The sequence below is a fragment of the Ewingella sp. CoE-038-23 genome, from assembly GCF_040419245.1.
Classification (GTDB): Bacteria; Pseudomonadota; Gammaproteobacteria; order Enterobacterales; family Enterobacteriaceae; genus Ewingella; species Ewingella allii.
Map to the genome: position 1 here is coordinate 1291774 of NZ_JAZHOH010000001.1, position 18772 is coordinate 1310545.

Here is an 18772-nt window from a genome sequence, read left to right on the forward strand (position 1 = left end):
TTAGCCTCTCAGCAGGGCGTTAAAAGGTTCGACATCCACCCATTCGCCAGCGGCTACGCGGCCACGTTCGCGCTCCAATACCACAAAACAGTTGGCTTGGCTGAAGGAGCTAAATACGTGCGAACCTTGATGCCCCGTGCTGCGCACCTCTAATTCACCCGTGGCGCTGGTGGTGAAAATTCCGCGCTGGAAATCCAAACGCCCCGGCGATTTGCCAAACGGCGTCACGGCTTTGGCTTTAAAGCGCGGAGGCAGCGACCAACTGCTGTAACCACTTAGCCCGGCGATAAACGGCTGCACCATTTGGTAGAAGGTGAGGGCGGCGGAGACCGGATTGCCCGGCAGGCCGCAGAACCAGGCATTTTTCAGTTTGCCGAAAGCGAAAGGCTTGCCCGGCTTAATCGCCAGTTTCCAGAAGCCAATCTCGCCCAGCTCGTCGAGCATCTTTTTGGTGTAATCGGCTTCGCCCACCGAGACGCCGCCGCTGGAAATCACCAGATCCGCATAGTCATCGGCCTGCTCAAACGCGTGGCGCAGCGCCTGCGGGTCATCGCGAATAATGCCTAAATCCAGCACCGCGCAGCCCATTTGCTCCAGCATCAGGCGAACCGCAAAACGGTTGGTGTCATAGATTTGGCCTTCCTGTAAAGGCGTGCCGACGGGCTGTAGCTCATCGCCGGTGGAGAAAATCGCCACTTTCAGCGGCTTGAATACCTCGACTTGCTCAATGCCCAGCGAGGCCAGCAGCGGCAGCTCCGCCGCGCCGAGACGCACGCCTTTGGCTAAGACGCTATCGCCCTGTTTGATGTCGTCACCAATCAGGCGGATGTTCTGGCCCGGCTGAACGTCGGCGGTGAAGCGCACGCCCGCATCGCTCACTTCGGCCTGCTCCTGCATGATGACGGCGTCCGCGCCTTGCGGCACCGGCGCGCCGGTCATGATGCGAATGCAGCTTCCCGCAGGCCAGTCGCCGTTAAAAGGCGCGCCAGCGAAGGCTTTGCCCGCCACCGGCAGCACCGCGTCATCGTGCAGGTCGGCGCAGCGCACGGCGTAACCGTCCATCGCCGAGTTATCAAAGGGCGGCACGAAGACCGGGGAGCGCACCGGCGCGGCGGTAATGCGGCCCGCGGCGGCGGTCAGTGGCACGGATTCAGCGTCTGGCGGGGCCTTCGAGGCGATGTGCCCCTGCATTTTGTCCAGTGCGTCTTGCAGCGAAATAAGACCTGCGGTGTTGAATTCCATCATAAATTCCTTGTGTGCCTGCCGACGTGTTGACGGCTGAGTGGGGCAAAAGCATGGGATCATTATGTCAGACTACGCAAAGGAAGAGAAAATGGCGGGCAAAAAATCGATAGTTAGCGTGAATAACTTTTACAGAAAAATTGAGATCGATCCCGAAATTAATATGAAAACCTAGGTATTATTACCGACAGTTTTGTGACGTAACGCACAAATAAATGTCTATTGCCGTCGGGAGTTGCATTGTGATGAAAAAAAACCGCCATCAAGCGATCCTTCGGTTGGTGGACGAACATGAGGTAGTTCAAGTCAGCGAATTGGCCGAATGGCTGAATGTCAGCTTAGAAACTATTCGCCGCGACCTCAGTGAAATGCAGGATCAGGGGCTAATCTTGCGCCGCCACGGCCGCGCTCGCCGTCTGATCCAGCAGCCGACCACCGGCTGGGTAAACAGCCTGCAACAGGCGCCGCGGCTTTAACGCGAAAACCAAATCTGTTGCGCAGAATGCAAAAAGGGAAGACATCGCAGTCTTCCCTTTTTTTATGCTTCATCCACGGTTAGCGGGCGATCAGTGCGCCGACGCGTTGTGGTGAATCTTTTCCGCTTTGCTCTTAATCCCGGCAATCACCACCGCAATCACCAGCAGCACGTAGGAGATGCTGGCAATATTCAGCGCCCAGAACAGGCCGAATTCGCGGTGAATAAAGGAGGAGAAAGAGGCGAAGATCAAGGTGCCGACTGACGCCGTGGTCAGCAGCGCCGAGGTCAGCGTAGGTGGCGATTTCTTCACTTGCAGGCTGCCGTAGCTCATCAGGCCAGAGAACATGCCGGAGTTACAGAAGCCGAAGACGCCCACGCCAATCATCACCAGCGTAGTAGATTCGCTGTGCGTCACCACGCTCAGGCTAATCAGGCCAACAATGGCGGAGATCAGCAGGAAGGTGCGCAGCTTGACGAAACGCACGGTGAACTGGTTGAGGAACAGGCCAATCGCCTTAACTGTCCAGTAAATAGTGATGTAAAACGCCGAGCGGTCAGCATCCAGATGGAAGTGCTCGAGCAGCCAGCTTGGCATCCACAGGGTAAATACCAGCTCGCTGAAGACAAACGCGAACAGCGCGAAGCACAGCACGTAGGCCGCGATGCCCCAAGGCTCTTTCGCCACATCTTGGTTAGAAACGCTTTTTTCCGGCTGCGGAACGGACGGGAATTTCTGCCCAACGCACAGCAAAATCATCAATAGGCTCAGCGTCCCCATGATGCCGTACATCGCCAGCCAGCTCGCGCCATGCTTGAACAGGAAACCGAGCAGCAGGGAGAGGGTCATACCGGAGAGGGCGAAGAAGAAGTCGGTGAAAATTAGGTTGGCAGAGCGCTTTTTCGGGTCGTCATTGATACGCACTACCAGATAGCTGCCAATCGACATCATCAGGCCCGCGGTGGAGCCAATCAGGAACACGCCAATGCCGAACAGAGTAATAGAAGGCATCAGGAATAGGGCGATACAGGTCAGCACGGAAATCACCGAGCCGGTGATCAGCTGCTTGCCCAAATCGAATTTACGCATCAGCAGGCCGCTGACCATAATCGGCAGGAACAGGCCGATGTTCATCAGGGAGAACATCAAACCAATAAACGCCGGATCTTTATTGAACGCGGTCGCGACCGGCCCGATAACAATACCTAGCGTAGAAACCAGTCCGCCGGTAAAAAAGTAACTCAGCCACGAGATAACGTTAATCCGGCGGCGGTTGTACACAGTATCCATAACCTATTTCCTAAGAGTACTCTTCATCCTTCGCTGTCCGGCGGGTTGCCATCCTACGAAAACTTGAGCATTTGAGTATGTAAAAGCCGTTTTAAGAGAGTGGGAAGCCTTGCCAGAGACACCTTGCACCACGAAATCCCCTCTATGCTACGCATCAGCGGGGCATTTGGCACCCAGCCGTAACGTAAATTATTTTGGGGATAGGACGTTTATTATTCCTGTTATTTAGACGTTTGTCTCGCCTGTTTATACGATCCCATTATTTAATTTTCCTAAATATTCTAAGCAATTAGCTTATTAATTCTGGTTATACATTTCTGCTTTACATACTGTAGCGGGCTAAATATAGTCAAAAAAAGCTCGATCTAACCTTTTATTAACACAGGGTACAGCGCGAATGAGTTCTACGACTCCTGCTCCTGATGCTTCTATTTTGGACAAAAAGCGTCCGGTTATTGCGATACATGGTGGTGCCGGGGCTATTACCCGATCTGCCATGAGTGCTGAAAAAGAGCAGCGCTATCTTCAGGCGCTGGAGAGCATTCTCGCCAGCGGACAGCAGATTTTGGCGGCGGGCGGCAGCGCTTTAGATGCCGTGACCGAAGCCGTGCGCCTGCTCGAAGAGTGCCCGTTATTCAACGCCGGAACCGGCGCGGTGTTTACTCATCAAGGCACCCACGAGCTGGACGCCAGCATTATGGATGGCCGCACTTTGGACGCGGGTGCCATTAGCTGCGTTAACCATATTCGTAACCCCATTCTTACCGCCCGCAAAATCCTCGAAGTCAGCCCGCACGTGATGTTCACCGGCGAAGGTGCCGAGCGTTTTGCGCGTAATCACGGGCAGGAAATGGTGGCCGCCGACTTCTTTTCGACTCAAGACCGCTATGACCAACTGACTCGCGCCATTGCCAGCGAAAGCGGCGTGGTGCTCGATCATGACGGCGCGGCGGCGGGATCTGACGATCCTCTCGATGCCGATCGCAAATTCGGCACGGTAGGTGCCGTGGCCCTCGACGCTCAGGGTAATCTGGCTGCCGCGACCTCGACCGGCGGCATGACCAACAAGCAGGCCGGGCGCGTGGGCGACTCGCCGATTATCGGCGCGGGCTGCTATGCCAATAACCAGACGGCGGCGGTGTCCTGTACCGGCACGGGTGAAGTCTTTATGCGCTGCGTTGCGGCTTATGACGTGGCGGCGTTAATGGATTACGCGGGGCTAACTTTGCAGCAAGCGACAGACAAAGTGGTGATGGAAAAGCTGGTGGCCCTCGACGGCTCCGGCGGCCTGATTGCCGTGGATAGCTTGGGCAACGTAGCCTTGCCGTTTAATAGCGAAGGCATGTATCGCGGCGTGGCTTACGTGGGAGAGCGGCCAAATGCAGCCATCTACCAATAAGCCGCTGATCCTGCCGGACAATCAGGTGCTGGCCGCGCGCGACCTTAGCGTGCGTTTTCACCATGAAGGTCAGGCGATTGAAGCCGTGCGCAATCTCAGTTTTGACGTGCATCGCGGCGAAACGCTGGCGATTGTCGGTGAGTCCGGCTCGGGGAAATCCGTCACCTCTCTGGCGCTGATGCGTCTGGTGGAGCAGGGCGGCGGGCAGATCACTCAGGGGCAGGTGCTGTTTCGGCGGCGCAATGGCGAAGTGGTGGACACCACGGCGGCGTCGCAGTCGGCGATGCGCTCGCTGCGCGGTGCCGATATCGCGATGATTTTTCAGGAACCGATGACCTCCCTCAATCCGGTGTTCCCGGTGGGCGAGCAAATTGCCGAATCTATCCGTTTGCATCAGGGGAAAGATCACCGTACCGCGCGCGCCGAAGCCCTGCGCATGCTGGATTTAGTGCGTATTCCCGAAGCGAAAAACATTCTCGACAGCTACCCGCACCAGCTCTCCGGCGGGATGCGCCAGCGGGTGATGATTGCCATGGCGCTGTCGTGCAAACCGGCGCTGCTGGTGGCCGATGAGCCAACCACGGCGCTGGATGTGACCATTCAGGCGCAAATTTTGCAGCTGGTCCGCGTGTTGCAAAAAGAGATGAATATGGGAGTGATTTTTATCACTCATGACATGGGCGTGGTGGCGGAAATTGCCGACCGCGTGCTGGTGATGTATCGCGGTAATAAGGTGGAAGTTGGGGATGTCAGCACGGTTTTCCGCGCGCCCCAGCATCCTTATACTAAGGCGCTGCTCTCCGCCGTGCCTAAGCTGGGGGCGATGACCGGCAAAAACCTGCCGGCCCGTTTCCCGCTGCTGGTTCACGACGAGGCGGCTGGCGAATCGCCGGCGAATTTAACCCAAGACACGTTGAAGCCGGGCGCGCAGCCCGTTTTGCAAGTTCGCGACTTAGTCACCCGTTTCAACCTGCGTGGCGGCATCCTCAACCGCGTCACGCGTCAGGTTCACGCGGTGGAAAAAGTCAGTTTTGACCTCTATCCGGGCGAAACGCTGGCGCTGGTGGGCGAGTCCGGCTGTGGCAAATCCACCACCGGGCGCTCTCTGCTGCGGCTGGTGGAAAGTCAGGGTGGCAGCATCACCTTCAACGGCCAGACCATTACCGACCTGAAAGGCCCGGCGCTGCAACATTTGCGCCGTGATATACAATTTATCTTTCAGGACCCTTATGCCTCGCTCGACCCGCGCCTGACCGTCGGCTACTCCATTATGGAGCCGCTGCTGGTGCACAACGTAGCGCGCGGCAAAGAGGCCGAGGCGCGAGTGGCGTGGTTGCTGGAGAAAGTGGGGCTGCTGCCGGAGCACGCGCAGCGTTACCCGCACGAGTTTTCTGGCGGCCAGCGGCAGCGTATTTGCATTGCCCGCGCCCTGGCGCTGAACCCGAAAGTGGTGATTGCCGATGAGTCCGTCTCGGCGCTGGATGTGTCGATTCAGGCGCAGATCGTCAATCTGCTGATGGATTTACAGCGCGAGTTTGGTATCGCTTTCCTGTTTATTTCCCATGACATGGCGGTGGTGGAGCGCATTAGCCACCGCGTGGCGGTGATGTATCTTGGGCAAATTGTTGAAATTGGCCCAAGACGCGCGGTGTTTGAGAATCCTCAACATGCTTACACCCGCAAGCTGATGGCGGCCGTGCCGGTCGCCGATCCTGCCCACCGCAGCAAAGAACACGCGTTGCTGGTGGATGATATTCCAAGCCCGATCCGCGCACTGCATGATGAGCCTGTGGTTTCGCCATTAGTGCGAGTCGCAGAAGGGCATTATGTTGCAAGGCACGCCGTTGGCGGCCTGTACTGATTCTGGTGTAGTCATAAAGATAAGTCACTTTGACAGCAATTATAAAAAGGAAAATTGGATGCAAACATTGAAGGGTAAGGCAGGGCTTCGCAAAGCCATCCTCGCGGTCGCCGTGGTTGGCGGACTGGCTTCCGGCTCTGCATGGGCAGCAAAAGACGTCACTATCGCCGTTGGGTCGAACTTCACTTCTCTTGACCCGTATGATGCTAACGACACCTTGTCGCAGGCAGTGGCAAAATCGTTCTATCAGGGCCTGTTCGGCTTTGATAAAAACCTGAAACTGGTCAACGTGCTGGCTGAAAGCTACACCGTGAGCAAAGACGGTCTGGTTTACACCATCAAACTGCATCCGGGGATCAAGTTCCAGGACGGCACCGACTTCAACGCCGAAGCAGTAAAAGTTAACCTTGATCGCGCCAGCAATCCTGACAGCCACCTCAAGCGTTACAACCTGTTCAAAAACATCGATAAGACCGAAGTCGTTGACGCCAACACGGTGAAAATCACCCTGAAAACGCCATTCTCGGCTTTCATCAACAACCTGGCGCACCCGTCTGCGGTGATCATCTCCCCGGCGGCGCTGACCAAGTACGGCAAAGACATCGGCTTCCACCCGGTGGGTACTGGCCCGTACGTGCTGGACCAGTGGAACCAGACTGATTTCGTGAAAGTGAAGAAATTCGACGGTTACTGGAAGAAAGGTGAGCCGAAGCTCGACTCCATTACCTTCCGCCCGGTGGTGGATAACAACACCCGCGCCGCGATGCTGCAAACCGGTGAAGCTGATTTCGCCTTCCCGGTGCCTTACGAGCAAACCGCGCTGCTGGAGAAAAACACCAAGCTTGATGTCGTGACCGCGCCGTCAATCCTGCACCGCTACATCAGCTTTAACGTGACCCAGAAGCCGTTTGATAACCTGAAAGTTCGTCAGGCGATCAACTACGCCATCAACAAAGACGCGCTGATTAAAGTCGCCTTTGCCGGTTACGCCGTGCCGTCTGAAGGCCCGCTGCCGCAGGGCATCGAGTATGCTGCCAAATTCAAACCTTGGCCTTACGACCCGGCTAAGGCTAAAGAGCTGCTGAAAGAAGCGGGCTACCCGAACGGTTTCACCACCACTTTGTGGTCTTCGCACAACAGCAGCACCGCGCAGAAAGTGATTCAGTTTGCTCAACAGCAGCTGGCTCAGGTGGGTATCAAAGTGACCGTGACCGCGTTTGACGCCGCGCAGCGTGCCGCTCAGGTGGAAAACGTCGGCCAGAAAGATGCGGGTGTTCGCCTGTTCTACACCGGCTGGTCAGCCTCTACGGGGGAAGCAGACTGGGCATTGACGCCGCTGTTCGCCACTCAGTCAGCACCGCCTAAGCAGTTCAACACCGCGTTCTATAGCAACCCAGCGGTGGATAAAGACTTGGCCGATGCCCTGAAAACTACGGATAAAACCGAGAAAGCCAAGCTGTATCAAGATGCGCAGACCAAAATTTGGGATGACGCACCTTGGGCCTTCCTGGTCACCGAGCGTCTGGTTTCTGCTCAGAACAAACGCCTGAGCGGCTTCTACGTGATGCCGGATACCTCATTCAACTTTGACGATGCGGACGTGAAGTAATCACTTTCGACTAGCTCAGTTCATTAGGGGAAGCAGGAAGTGGGGTGCTCAAATGGGGCCTCACGACAGGCTTCCCCGTGAATTTGTTTCTTGCTAACGTCTCAGAGGTTTTTTTAATGAGCGCAGTTACTCTGTCATGCTGAATTACTTCCTAAAACGATTACTCGGATTGATACCAACCCTGCTCATTGTGGCGGTGTTGGTTTTTCTGTTTGTGCATTTGCTACCAGGCGACCCGGCGAGATTGGCTGCGGGACAGGATGCTGACCAGAGCGTTGTTGAGCTGGTTCGCAAAGATCTGGGCCTCGATAAGCCGCTTTACCAGCAATTTTTCACCTTCTTCAGCCACGCTCTGCGCGGCGACTTCGGCCACTCAATGGTGTCGAAGCGCCCGGTGATTGATGAGATTGGCTCGCGATTCCTGCCCACCCTGTGGCTGACGCTCACCAGCATGGTCTGGTCGGTGATTTTTGGGCTGGTGATTGGCGTGGTGTCTGCCGTTTGGCGCAATCGTTGGCCTGACCGCGTGGGCATGGCGCTGGCGGTCTCCGGCATCTCCTTCCCAGCCTTCGCTCTCGGCATGCTGCTAATGCAGGTGTTCTCGGTGGAGCTTGGCTGGCTGCCGACTATCGGTGCAGACGGCTGGCAGCACTACATTCTGCCTTCCATCACGCTGGGCGCGGCGGTGGCGGCAATTATGGCCCGCTTCACTCGCGCCTCTTTTGTCGAAGTGATGCAAGAGGACTACATGCGCACCGCGCGTGCCAAAGGCGTGCGCGAAACGCTGGTGGTGGTGAAACACGGCCTGCGCAACGCGATGATCCCGGTGGTGACCATGATGGGTCTCCAGTTCGGCTTCCTGCTCGGCGGTTCTATCGTGGTGGAGAAAGTCTTCAACTGGCCGGGGCTAGGGCGTCTGCTGATTGATTCGGTAGAAATGCGCGATTACCCGGTGATTCAAGCCGAAGTGCTGCTGTTCTCACTGGAGTTCATCCTGATCAACCTGTTGGTCGACATGCTTTATGCAGTCATCAACCCTTCAATTCGTTACAAGTGAGCATGCGCATGAAAAACTGGCGGCGTAATGCCGTGCTGGCCTCGATGCCGGTGATAACCGCGGAGTCGGTGCAAAAGCAGCAGGTGCGCACACCCTGGAAGGCGTTCTGGCGGCGTTTTCGCCAACAGCACATTGCCTTGGCGGCGGGTGTCTTCATTTTATTGATGATTGCGGTGGCTGCGCTGGCCCCGTGGATTGTGCCATTTGATGCTGAAAACTATTTTGACTACGACCGCCTGAATGAAGGTCCTTCACTGATTCACTGGCTGGGCGTTGACTCTCTCGGGCGGGATATTTTCAGCCGTATTTTGATGGGTGCCCGTATTTCTCTGGCGGCGGGCGTGCTGTCGGTGGTGCTGGGCGGCATTATCGGCACGGTATTTGGGCTGCTGGCGGGCTACTACGAAGGCTGGTGGGATCGCATCACCATGCGCGTCTGCGACGTGCTGTTTGCTTTCCCCGGTATTCTGCTGGCGATTGCCGTGGTAGCCGTAATGGGCAACGGCATGTCGAACGTGATCATCGCGGTGGCGATTTTCAGCATCCCGGCCTTTGCCCGTCTGGTGCGCGGCAATACGCTGGTGCTGAAACGCCAGACCTATATTGAGTCGGCGCGCAGCATTGGCGCTTCTGACTTCACCATCCTGTTCCGCCACATTCTGCCCGGCACGCTGTCAGCCATTGTGGTCTATTTCACCATGCGCATCGGCACCTCAATCATCACCGCCGCCAGCCTGTCGTTCCTCGGCATGGGCGCCCAGCCCCCGACGCCAGAGTGGGGCGCGATGCTCAACGAAGCCCGCGCTGACATGGTTATGGCACCGCACGTGGCGATTTTCCCCAGCCTGGCGATATTCCTGACGGTGCTGGCGTTTAACCTGTTAGGGGATGGGTTGAGGGACGCGTTAGATCCGAAATTAAAAGGGTAAGAAGGGAGGGCTTTTGGAAAAGCCCTTCAAAACCGTGGGCGCCGGCCCACACCGGGCAAAGGGGGCGTAAACGCGCCCCCTTGTGCAATCCCGCGTTTTTTCTGTTGGGAGATCGAGGCTGCGCAGGGTCGGAATGGACATGTTTCAGTAGCCACAGTGTTTGTCGCGAAGTGTCGCCGCTTAGGCGGTTCCCTCAGTTCGGGTTTCGAGCCATAGGTCTCGAACCACTCCCTCGGCGTCACTTCTGAACGCGACCTACTGGCTTCTCAACCGTGCCTTTTCAGTGGGTTTTGGTTTGTTTTGCTCCTCCCCCTGAAAAGGGCTGGGAGGAGGTATTGCAGAAAATTCAGCGGCTTATGTGAGAAATACCCCACCCCAACCCTCCTCTAAATAGGGGAGGGAGCAAAGCAAAATCTATTGAAACGGTACGGTCGAAATGCCTCAAAACCGCAGTCAAAAATGGCGCTGAGCAAGAGGTTCAAGACCTGAGGCTTGAATCCCGCAGCGAAGGCACCGCCTAAGCGGCGACATTTTGCGGTGGAGAACAGGTGTAACTGAAACACGTTCGCCCCACGAGCGGAGCGCGTAGTAAAGAGCCGGGGATTCTCAAGGGGCGCGGCGATAGGCGCCCCTTGAGGCCGGTGTGGCGGCAGCGCACGGTTTTGACCTTAAAACGGTGTGGGCCGACGCCCACGGTTTTGAAGTTGAATTGGAATTTAAAAGGCGAATATGGGTCGCCCAACCCATTAACCCATCAACTAATAGGTTTGCCGCCTGTTACCCCTATCACTTCGCCAGTAATGTAACTCGACTCCTGCGAGGCAAGGAAAACGTAGCTTGAGGCCAGTTCGGCGGGCTGCCCGGCGCGTTTAAGTGGGGTGTCTGAGCCAAAGTCGGGAATGTTCTCCTGAAGCTGTCCGCCGCTGACTTGCAGCACTGACCAGATTGGGCCGGGAGCAACGACGTTGACGCGGATACCTTTCTCGGCGACCTGCTTCGCCAAGCCTTGGCTGTAAGTGATGATGGCGCCTTTAGTCGACGCGTAGTCGAGCAGGAACTCACTCGGCTGATAGGCCTGAATTGACGACGTGGTGATGATCGTCGAGCCAGCGGGCAGGTGCGGGATAGCCGCTTTGGTTATCCAGAACATGGCGAAAACGTTGGTTTCGAAGGTCTTTCTGAACTGCTCGGTGGTTAATTCCGTCACGTCAGTGACCGCCACCTGCTTGCCCGCGACCAGTGCTAACACATCTAAACCGCCCAGCTCGGAACGGGCTTTCTCCACCAGACGTTTACAGAAATCTTCATTGCTGATATCGCCCGGGATCAGCACGGCTTTACGGCCAGCCTCAATAATGTATTTCGCCACCTCTTCGGCATCCACCTGCTCTTCGGGCAGATAGGAGAGGGCGACGTCGGCCCCTTCACGGGCATAGGCAATGGCGGCGGCGCGGCCAATGCCGGAGTCGGCACCGGTGACCAAGGCTTTACGCCCTTCAAGTCGCCCTGAGCCACGATAAGTCTCTTCGCCATGATCGGGTTTTGGCTGCATTTTGGCATCAAGCCCTGGCGCGGGTTGCTTCTGCTTAGGGAAGCCATCGCTGCTGTACTGCGTCACAGGGTTTTGCATGGTGTATTGATCGCGCTTACTCATATTCGTCCTCTCTTCACCGGTTGATGCATTAAACGTGCATGAACCATTAAGGCTAGTTGAGTGAGAGGGGATCACAACGTGGATTCGTCTGATTCAAACCTGAGGTGGGATCGACAGTGTAATAACGAAAGAATAGGGGCGAATGTGGCGAATTTACCGCCGGTTACAATGCGGGATCTTTAATCAATGTTTACCACTTGATCCAAAAATAACCCTCTCCTTATATAGTTGCGGGGCGTTATCTCTTGCCTCACTCTGCGGCGTAAAACGCCAGCTGAAATCAATGAAAAATAATTGAGGTATAGAGCAGCTTATGGGGCCTTTCTTACCGAATTCCATCCAGCGTTTTTCTCTGACATGGCTTCCCGCCGCGGCGCTTTCTCTGGCGCTGGGCGGCTGTTCAATGGCCAAGGCCGGGCAGAGCAGCGCCGAACCGCCACTCGACGCGCGGCTTAATGAGCAGGTGGTGATGCTTGCCGCGCATCTTGGCGATCGCACGGTTGAGCTGCAAACCACTATTTTCAAACCTTCGGGGCCGGGACCTTTCCCGATGGTGGTGCTCAACCACGGTAAAAACCCCGGCAAGGCCCGAGATCAAAAACGCTCGAGACATCTGCGAGTGGCGGCAGCTTTGGTGGAGCGCGGCTATGTTGTCGCCATCCCCATGCGCGAAGGCTTTGCGGGTTCAGGAGGGCGCTATCCAGATGATCACTGCGATACCTACAAGCATGGCTTAGACGAGGCGCGAGACGTTGCGGCGGCGATTAATGAATTGGTGAAACTGCCTTATGTCGACAGAAAACGCATGGTGATTGCAGGGCAGTCAGATGGCGGCTTGACCACTATCGCGCTCGGCACCCAGCAGATCCCCGGCGTGCTGGGCTTGGTGAACTTCTCCGGCGGGCTGCGGATGCGCACCTGCAGCGATTGGCCGCAAAGGCTGGTCGCCACCTACGCGGCCTACGGCAAACAGGCCCGCTATCCGTCACTGTGGTTCTATGGCGACAACGATCAAAACTGGCCGCAGCCTATGCCACAGCAGATGTTCTCGGCTTATTACAGCCACACGATAGGCGCCGCGCATGAAGCGAAGATGGTGGATATCGGCGTGTTCGGTAAAAACTCCCACGTATTCTTCGACACTAAAGACGGCGTGAAACTCTGGCTGCCGCAAGCCACGGTATTCTTCCACTCTCTAGGCCTGCCGTTTGAGCCTGTGAAGCGAGGTACGGTTTAGCGCCCTCTCCTTTTTAAGGAGAGGGCTGGGGTGAAGTTTACTTTAGCTCCCTCCCTTGGCAAGGGGAGGGTTGGGGTGGGGTATTTATCACCTAACTTACTGAGTTTTTTGCAATACCCCCTCCCAGCCTCCCCCTTATCAGGGGGAGGAGCTGAAGGTTAAACCCTTATCGAAGTAGGAATAAAATCAAAACTCAACCGTGTAACCACTGCGCGTGGAACCTCAGATGCTCCTCGATAAAAGTCGCAATCGTGAAGTAGCTGTGGTCGTAGCCCGGCTGAATGCGGATCTGCAACGGCCAGCCTTGCTGACGCGCCAGCTCAACCAACTTGGATGGCTGGAGCTGATCGGCAAGGAACTGATCGTCGTCGCCCTGATCGATCAAGATCGGGAAGGGTTTCTGATCCTTGGGCAGCGTATTCAGCAAGTGGCAGCTGTCGTACTGCAACCATTGGTTCTCGTCATCGCCTAAATAGGCGCTGAAAGCTTTACGCCCCCAAGGCACCTGACAAGGGTTAACGATGGGCGCGAAAGCTGATACTGAGCGAAAACGCTGCGGATTGCGCAAGGCTAACACCAATGCTCCGTGGCCGCCCATGGAGTGGCCGCAGATTGACTGTTTATCACTGACGGAGAAGTGCCCGGCGATGATTTGCGGCAGCTCGTCGATAATATAGTCATACATACGGAAGTGGGCATCCCACGGCGCGCGGGTGGCGTTGAGGTAGAACCCCGCACCCTGACCCAAATCGTAATTTTCGTCATTGGGCACATCGTCGCCCCGTGGGCTGGTGTCTGGCATCACCAGCACCAGTCCCAATTCGGCGGCAATGCGCTGCGCCCCGGCTTTCATCGTGAAGTTTTCATCATTGCAGGTTAAACCTGACAGCCAATAGAGCACCGGCGGCGGATTATCATCACGCGGCGGCGGCAGATAAATGCTGAATGTCATGCTGCAATTTAAACTGCTGGAGGTGTGGCGGTAGCGCTGTTGCCAACCGCCAAACATTCGGTGTTCTTCGAGTAGTTCTATCGAGCTGCTCACCGTTAGGCTCCCTTATTTATTAAAGTGGATAACGGAACGAATGGACTTCCCATCGTGCATCAAATCAAAGGCTTCGTTAATGTCGTCCAGACCCATGGTGTGGGTGATGAAGTCATTCAAGGCAAACTCGCCGTCGAGATAACGCTGCACAATGCCCGGCAGCTGGGTGCGGCCTTTGACGCCACCGAAGGCAGAGCCACGCCATACGCGGCCTGTGACCAGTTGGAAGGGACGAGTTGAAATCTCTTCACCCGCGCCTGCGACGCCGATAATTACCGATTCACCCCAGCCTTTGTGGCAGCACTCAAGCGCAGAGCGCATTACATTGACGTTGCCGATGCATTCGAACGAGAAGTCCACGCCGCCGTCGGTCATTTCAACAATCACGTCCTGAATCGGCTTATCAAAATCTTTTGGATTGATAAGATCGGTTGCACCCAGTTTGCGCGCCAGGTCGAATTTGCTGGTGTTGAGATCGATACCGATGATGCGACCCGCGCCCGCCATCACGGCCCCAATAATTGCCGAAAGGCCGATACCACCGAGGCCGAAGATAGCAACGGTGTCGCCTTTCTTCACTTTGGCCGTATTCATCACCGCGCCCATGCCGGTGGTGACGCCACAGCCCAGCAGGCAGACTTCTTCCAGCGGCGCTTCTTTGTTGATTTTGGCGAGGGAGATTTCAGGCACCACGGTATATTCAGAGAAGGTGGAAGTGCCCATGTAATGGAAGATTGGCTTGCCGTCTTTGAAGAAACGGGTGGTGCCGTCTGGCATCAAACCTTTACCCTGCGTGGTGCGAATCGCCTGACACAGGTTGGTTTTGCCAGATTTACAGAACTTACACTCGCCACATTCTGGGGTGTACAGCGGAATGACGTGATCGCCTACCGCGACGCTGGTGACACCTTCGCCCACGGCTTCGACTACGCCGCCGCCTTCATGGCCCAAAATCGCCGGGAATACCCCTTCAGGATCCTTGCCGGACAGGGTGTAAGCATCGGTATGGCACACGCCAGTAGCGACGATGCGCACCAGAACTTCACCTTTTTGTGGCGGCATTAAATCCACTTCTTCAATGGAAAGTGGCTGGTTAGGGCCCCATGCAACGGCTGCGCGAGTTTTGATCATTTCCATGGTATTGCTCCTGTTTTATAAATTGTCGCCCTTGATACAGCTTCAATGACTGTGGGCTCATATTGCTGGTTGTTCTAACTCGCCAGCAATGGGGTGTTTGAGTAACGGCACGACGCCGCCGTTTTGCGCGATGATCAGCTCTTTAAGCGCCCGCACGTTAGGGGTGAAAGCGTCACGCCGCCAGATAAGCCACGTCGCGGTATCGGCGAAACTGTCTTCGATTTCATGGGCTTGCACCCGTTCATTGCCCGGCAGCTGATCCAGCACGCTGCGCGGTACCATGGCAATGCCCGCCCCGCTGGCGACGCAGGCCACCATCGAATGATAGGACTGAATTTCCATAATATTGCTGACAGCCAGCCCGGTGTGTTTAATCCACGACTGCAGGCGCGTGCGATAAGAGCAGGTGGCGCGGAAAGCAAAAACCGTATGGCCGCTGCGCCCTGGCGGAGTGTCAAAAGGGGATTCCCCCTGCGGCGAGATAATCACCAGACGTTCGCGAAAGGCGATACAGCCGTTGATGTCGTCATAATCAATCGGCCCATCGACCAGCGCGGCGGCCAGTTTGCCATCGCGCACGCCATCAATGGTTTCTCCCGACGTAGCGGTATTGAGTGATAACGACACCTGAGGGTAATGCTGATGATAAGCCGCCAGCAGGCTGGGTAGACGGGTCGCCGCCGTGCTCTCCATTGAGCCGAGCGCAAAACCCCCGGCAGGCTCACCGGCGTGGGTGATACTCATGGCTTCATCGCTCAGTGCCAGAATGCGCTGGGCGTAATTAAGAAAATTGTGGCCCATCGCCGACAGGCGAATTCTCTGCTTCTCGCGAATAAATAAGTCGCAGCCTAACTCGATTTCAAGCTGGCGCAGGCGCGTGGTCAGGTTGGAGGGCACGCGATGCAGCTGCTCGGCAGCGCGCGCCAGCGAGCCGGTTTCCGCTACGCTGCAAAACATACGCAATTGTGTCAGGTCCATCGCCACCCTCTTGATGATGAAATGCCGAGATTGCCTTCTGAGTGAATTCTCTAAGAAGAAACAACTTGGTCATTATTATTCACTTTTCGTGATTGTATCCGCAAGGCATGATGATCCACAACTTAGTTTTAACACCTATGCACAAAAGAGGGTGTTTAGTCGTTACACTTTCTCTATGTTTGTTAGATGTTGCGAAATTGTAAAAAACAATAAAACAGGGCGGAACATTATGGCATTTCGTGTAGCACTCAGCGGTTTTCTGGCATTTGTCGTCGCCATGGGGATAGGCCGTTTTGCCTTTACGCCTCAGGTGCCATTAATGATAGCTGAACATCAGTTCACGCTAACGGGCGCGGGCTTGGTCGCGGCATTCAATTATTTGGGCTACCTGTGCGGCGCTTATGACGCCATGAAGGCGAGTCGGCATCTTGAGCGCCGCCTGTGGCTTGGGCTGTGGGGCGCGGTGGCGCTGACGCTTATTTCGGCGGCGGTCACTGGTGAAGTCTTCCACAGCGTGATTCGCTTTATGATTGGCTGGACCAGCGGCTGGGCGATGGTGTTGGTGTCCGCGTGGTGCAATGAGCGTCTGCACCACTTTGGCCGTCCGGCGCTGGGCGCGGCGGTCTTCGCCGGGCCGGGGGCGGGTATCTTCCTCAGTGGGATTCTGGCCGTGGTGATTCATAGCTTGCAGCTCAGCTCGGCCGAGGCCTGGGCGGTGTATGGCGTTCTGGCCTTTGTGTTTATTGCGTTGATCAGCGTCAACTTGCCGCGAACCGGCGAGTTGCACCGGACCCACGTGGCGACTGAGCCGTTGAAAATGACGCCGACCCTGAAGCGTCTAGTGTGGAGCTACAGTCTGGCCGGATTCGGCTATATTCTACCCGCCACCTTCCTGTCGCAGATGGCCAGCGCGCGTTTCCCCGAAAGCCTGTTTGCCCAGTTCGTCTGGCCGGTGTTCGGCGGAGCGGCGGTGATTGGGATTATCATCGGCATTCTGACCCGTCACTGCCTGACCACCCATACTCGTCTGGCACTCACCCTGTGGGCACAGGGGTTAGGGATTCTCTCTGCCGAAGTGATCCCAGGCGTCAGCGGACTGGTGATAGGTGCGGTGCTGGTGGGCGGCGGCTTCCTGAGCGTGGTGCAGCTGAGCCTGCAATATGGCCGCGAATTGGCGCCAGACCACAGCCGTTATCTGGCAGGGCTGTTAACCACCGGCTACGCGGTGGGGCAGCTGTGCGGGCCGATTCTTTCTGCTATTTCGACTGCGATGACTCACCGTCTTGAACCTGCGCTGTATGTCGCGCTGGTAGGCTTTATTATTGCTGGTGCATTAGTGGTCGGGCGTCCGGGGCAACGCGTTGCCAGCGCCAAAGCATAATATATATTAGGGGAATGTTTATTTATTAAATATTCCCCGTAATTATATAATTAGCTTTATCAGTAATAATTTATAAATCAAAGATAAATGATTGAGTAAAAATATACTAAGAATATATTTAGGTTTGAGTTTGGTTGTTCTTATTTTTGAGTTTTAATAAGCGAATAGTCTAAGGTATTACCCCGGTAAATACTTTCTCGAAATAATTATCTACACATCCTCTTTTTTGTGGTTTTTCCCACACAGAAGAATCTTGGCTACTGGCTATTGAGTTGTGCCTTGGTGCCGATATAGTGATTAAAAGCCGCAAGGTTTTTAACAACGGGATATCACTATTTAGATGAATTAATAACGCGTTTGTTCATTTAATCTAATGCAAGGAGCAACAATGAAAAAGGCCACTTATTATACAGCTTGTGTTCTGTCTATGACTGCCGCCCCCTCTTTGGTGCTGGCAGAAACCGACCCTTCTTGGTTTACCCCGGAGAAGGTCACTGTTGGGCTTTCATTAGGCCAGCTACAAGGGGAAGCCAAAGAGCGGGTGTATGATCCAGAAGAGGGGGGACGCAAAGTGAGCCAACTGAATTGGAAATATAATAATGCCGGCATTGTTAAAGGGGATTTTGCGTGGGACTTCTCGCCATGGGCCTCTCTCGGCTTTAACGGCTGCACCACGCTGGCCTCTTCCGGCGCGTCAATGGATGACTATGATTGGCTGGATACCTCTAAATCACAGTGGACCGACTGGTCAAGCCACTCGAATACCAAGCTTAATTATGCCAACGAATTTGATATCAATATTAAAGGTTGGTTGTTAAATGAAGAGCAATATCGGCTGGGGCTGCTGGCGGGTTATCAACAAAGCGCATTTAGCTGGCTGGCGAAAGGCGGCAGTTACAATTACAACAGTGGTAAGGACATCGGCAATTGGCCTCGTGGAGAGCTCTCTATTGGTTACAAGCAGAAGTTTAAACTGCCTTATATCGGGCTGGTGGGCCGGTACCAATATGAGAAATTCGAAACTAACCTGGTGTTTAAATACAGCAATTGGGTCAGTGCCAATGCCAATGACGAACATTATTCAAGAAATACAACATTCAAAGATGATGTCAATAATGCGCGCTATTACGCCGTCGTGGCAGATGTCGGCTATTACGTCACGCCACAGGCAAAGGTTTATCTGGAAGGAAGCTGGAATCAGTATCAAGAGAAGCGCGGCTCCGTGAATTCCCACGATCGCTCTGACGGGACCTACACGACATATAAAGATTCAGGCAGTATGGAAAACGAGTTTTATACTGTGACTCTGGGAGTAAAATACAGCTTCTGAGTTCCCAGTCCGTCCGGCTTCCCCTCTGGGTGCCGGACGGAATGCCTCGTCCTGCCCCCCGTTTGTGCAATATTGATAAGTTGCAGCTATTTCACTCATCATGAATCACAATTACTGGATTATGAATCCGCACTCCACTACAGTAAG

15 protein-coding genes are annotated in these 18772 nt (G+C 55.3%); 9 read left to right on the plus strand and 6 right to left on the minus strand.

The features are described 5' to 3' along the window. Window positions 1-1245, minus strand: a complete 1245-nt coding sequence (gene moeA / locus V2154_RS06220) for a molybdopterin molybdotransferase MoeA (RefSeq protein ID WP_353501499.1) — start codon at window positions 1243-1245, stop codon at window positions 1-3. 242 nt (window positions 1246-1487) lie between these two features. Between moeA and V2154_RS06225 the strand changes: the two genes are divergently transcribed. Next, window positions 1488-1718 (plus strand): DeoR family transcriptional regulator, encoded by a 231-nt coding sequence (locus V2154_RS06225; protein ID WP_353503929.1) that lies wholly within the window; start codon window positions 1488-1490, stop codon window positions 1716-1718. A gap of 90 nt (window positions 1719-1808) precedes the next feature. Here the strand turns inward: V2154_RS06225 and tsgA are convergent, their stop codons facing one another. Further along, window positions 1809-3008 (minus strand): MFS transporter TsgA, encoded by a 1200-nt coding sequence (gene tsgA / locus V2154_RS06230; protein WP_154147479.1) that lies wholly within the window; start codon window positions 3006-3008, stop codon window positions 1809-1811. Window positions 3009-3405: 397 nt separating this feature from the next. Here tsgA and V2154_RS06235 point away from each other — a divergent pair, with 397 nt between their 5' ends. From V2154_RS06235 to gsiD, 5 genes are all read left to right on the plus strand, one after another. Further along, a complete protein-coding gene (locus tag V2154_RS06235) occupies window positions 3406-4407 on the plus strand; it encodes an isoaspartyl peptidase/L-asparaginase family protein (RefSeq protein WP_353501500.1) in 1002 nt (333 codons plus the stop codon). Further along, on the plus strand, window positions 4388-6268 hold the full coding sequence (gene gsiA, locus V2154_RS06240; RefSeq protein WP_353501501.1) for a glutathione ABC transporter ATP-binding protein GsiA: 1881 nt from the start codon (window positions 4388-4390) through the stop codon (window positions 6266-6268). Before V2154_RS06235 ends, gsiA begins: the two co-directional genes overlap by 20 nt. 58 nt (window positions 6269-6326) lie before the next feature. Continuing rightward, window positions 6327-7877, plus strand: a complete 1551-nt coding sequence (gene gsiB, locus V2154_RS06245; protein ID WP_353501502.1) for a glutathione ABC transporter substrate-binding protein GsiB — start codon at window positions 6327-6329, stop codon at window positions 7875-7877. 136 nt (window positions 7878-8013) lie between these two features. Beyond that, window positions 8014-8934, plus strand: a complete 921-nt coding sequence (gene gsiC / locus V2154_RS06250) for a glutathione ABC transporter permease GsiC (protein WP_185688176.1) — start codon at window positions 8014-8016, stop codon at window positions 8932-8934. Between the two features lie 2 nt (window positions 8935-8936). Beyond that, entirely contained in the window at window positions 8937-9863 is a 927-nt protein-coding gene (gene gsiD / locus V2154_RS06255; RefSeq protein WP_353501503.1) for a glutathione ABC transporter permease GsiD, read from the plus strand. A 754-nt stretch (window positions 9864-10617) separates the two neighbouring features. Here gsiD and V2154_RS06260 read toward each other — a convergent pair. Continuing rightward, window positions 10618-11517, minus strand: a complete 900-nt coding sequence (locus V2154_RS06260; protein WP_353501504.1) for an SDR family oxidoreductase — start codon at window positions 11515-11517, stop codon at window positions 10618-10620. A 313-nt stretch (window positions 11518-11830) separates the two neighbouring features. Here V2154_RS06260 and V2154_RS06265 point away from each other — a divergent pair, with 313 nt between their 5' ends. Next, window positions 11831-12754: a dienelactone hydrolase family protein gene (locus V2154_RS06265; protein ID WP_353501505.1), complete on the plus strand. Its 924-nt coding sequence runs from the start codon at window positions 11831-11833 to the stop codon at window positions 12752-12754. Between the two features lie 193 nt (window positions 12755-12947). On the opposite strand, the gene fghA is transcribed toward V2154_RS06265, so the two are convergent. The 3 genes from fghA to ptrR are packed head-to-tail and all read right to left on the minus strand — an operon-like array spanning window position 12948 to window position 15914. Next, window positions 12948-13799 (minus strand): S-formylglutathione hydrolase, encoded by an 852-nt coding sequence (fghA, locus tag V2154_RS06270; protein WP_353501506.1) that lies wholly within the window; start codon window positions 13797-13799, stop codon window positions 12948-12950. Window positions 13800-13811: 12 nt separating this feature from the next. Continuing rightward, entirely contained in the window at window positions 13812-14936 is a 1125-nt protein-coding gene (locus V2154_RS06275; RefSeq protein ID WP_353501507.1) for an S-(hydroxymethyl)glutathione dehydrogenase/class III alcohol dehydrogenase, read from the minus strand. A 57-nt stretch (window positions 14937-14993) separates the two neighbouring features. Beyond that, window positions 14994-15914: a putrescine utilization regulator PtrR gene (gene ptrR / locus V2154_RS06280; protein ID WP_353501508.1), complete on the minus strand. Its 921-nt coding sequence runs from the start codon at window positions 15912-15914 to the stop codon at window positions 14994-14996. 229 nt (window positions 15915-16143) lie between these two features. Between ptrR and V2154_RS06285 the strand changes: the two genes are divergently transcribed. After that, window positions 16144-17295, plus strand: coding sequence for a YbfB/YjiJ family MFS transporter (locus V2154_RS06285; RefSeq protein ID WP_353501509.1), 1152 nt, complete (start codon window positions 16144-16146; stop codon window positions 17293-17295). A 427-nt stretch (window positions 17296-17722) separates the two neighbouring features. Further along, the gene (locus tag V2154_RS06290) at window positions 17723-18625 is read left to right on the plus strand and encodes an omptin family outer membrane protease (protein ID WP_437342025.1); all 903 of its coding nucleotides are present in this window, start codon (window positions 17723-17725) and stop codon (window positions 18623-18625) included. The last annotated feature ends 147 nt before the right edge of the window (window positions 18626-18772 follow it).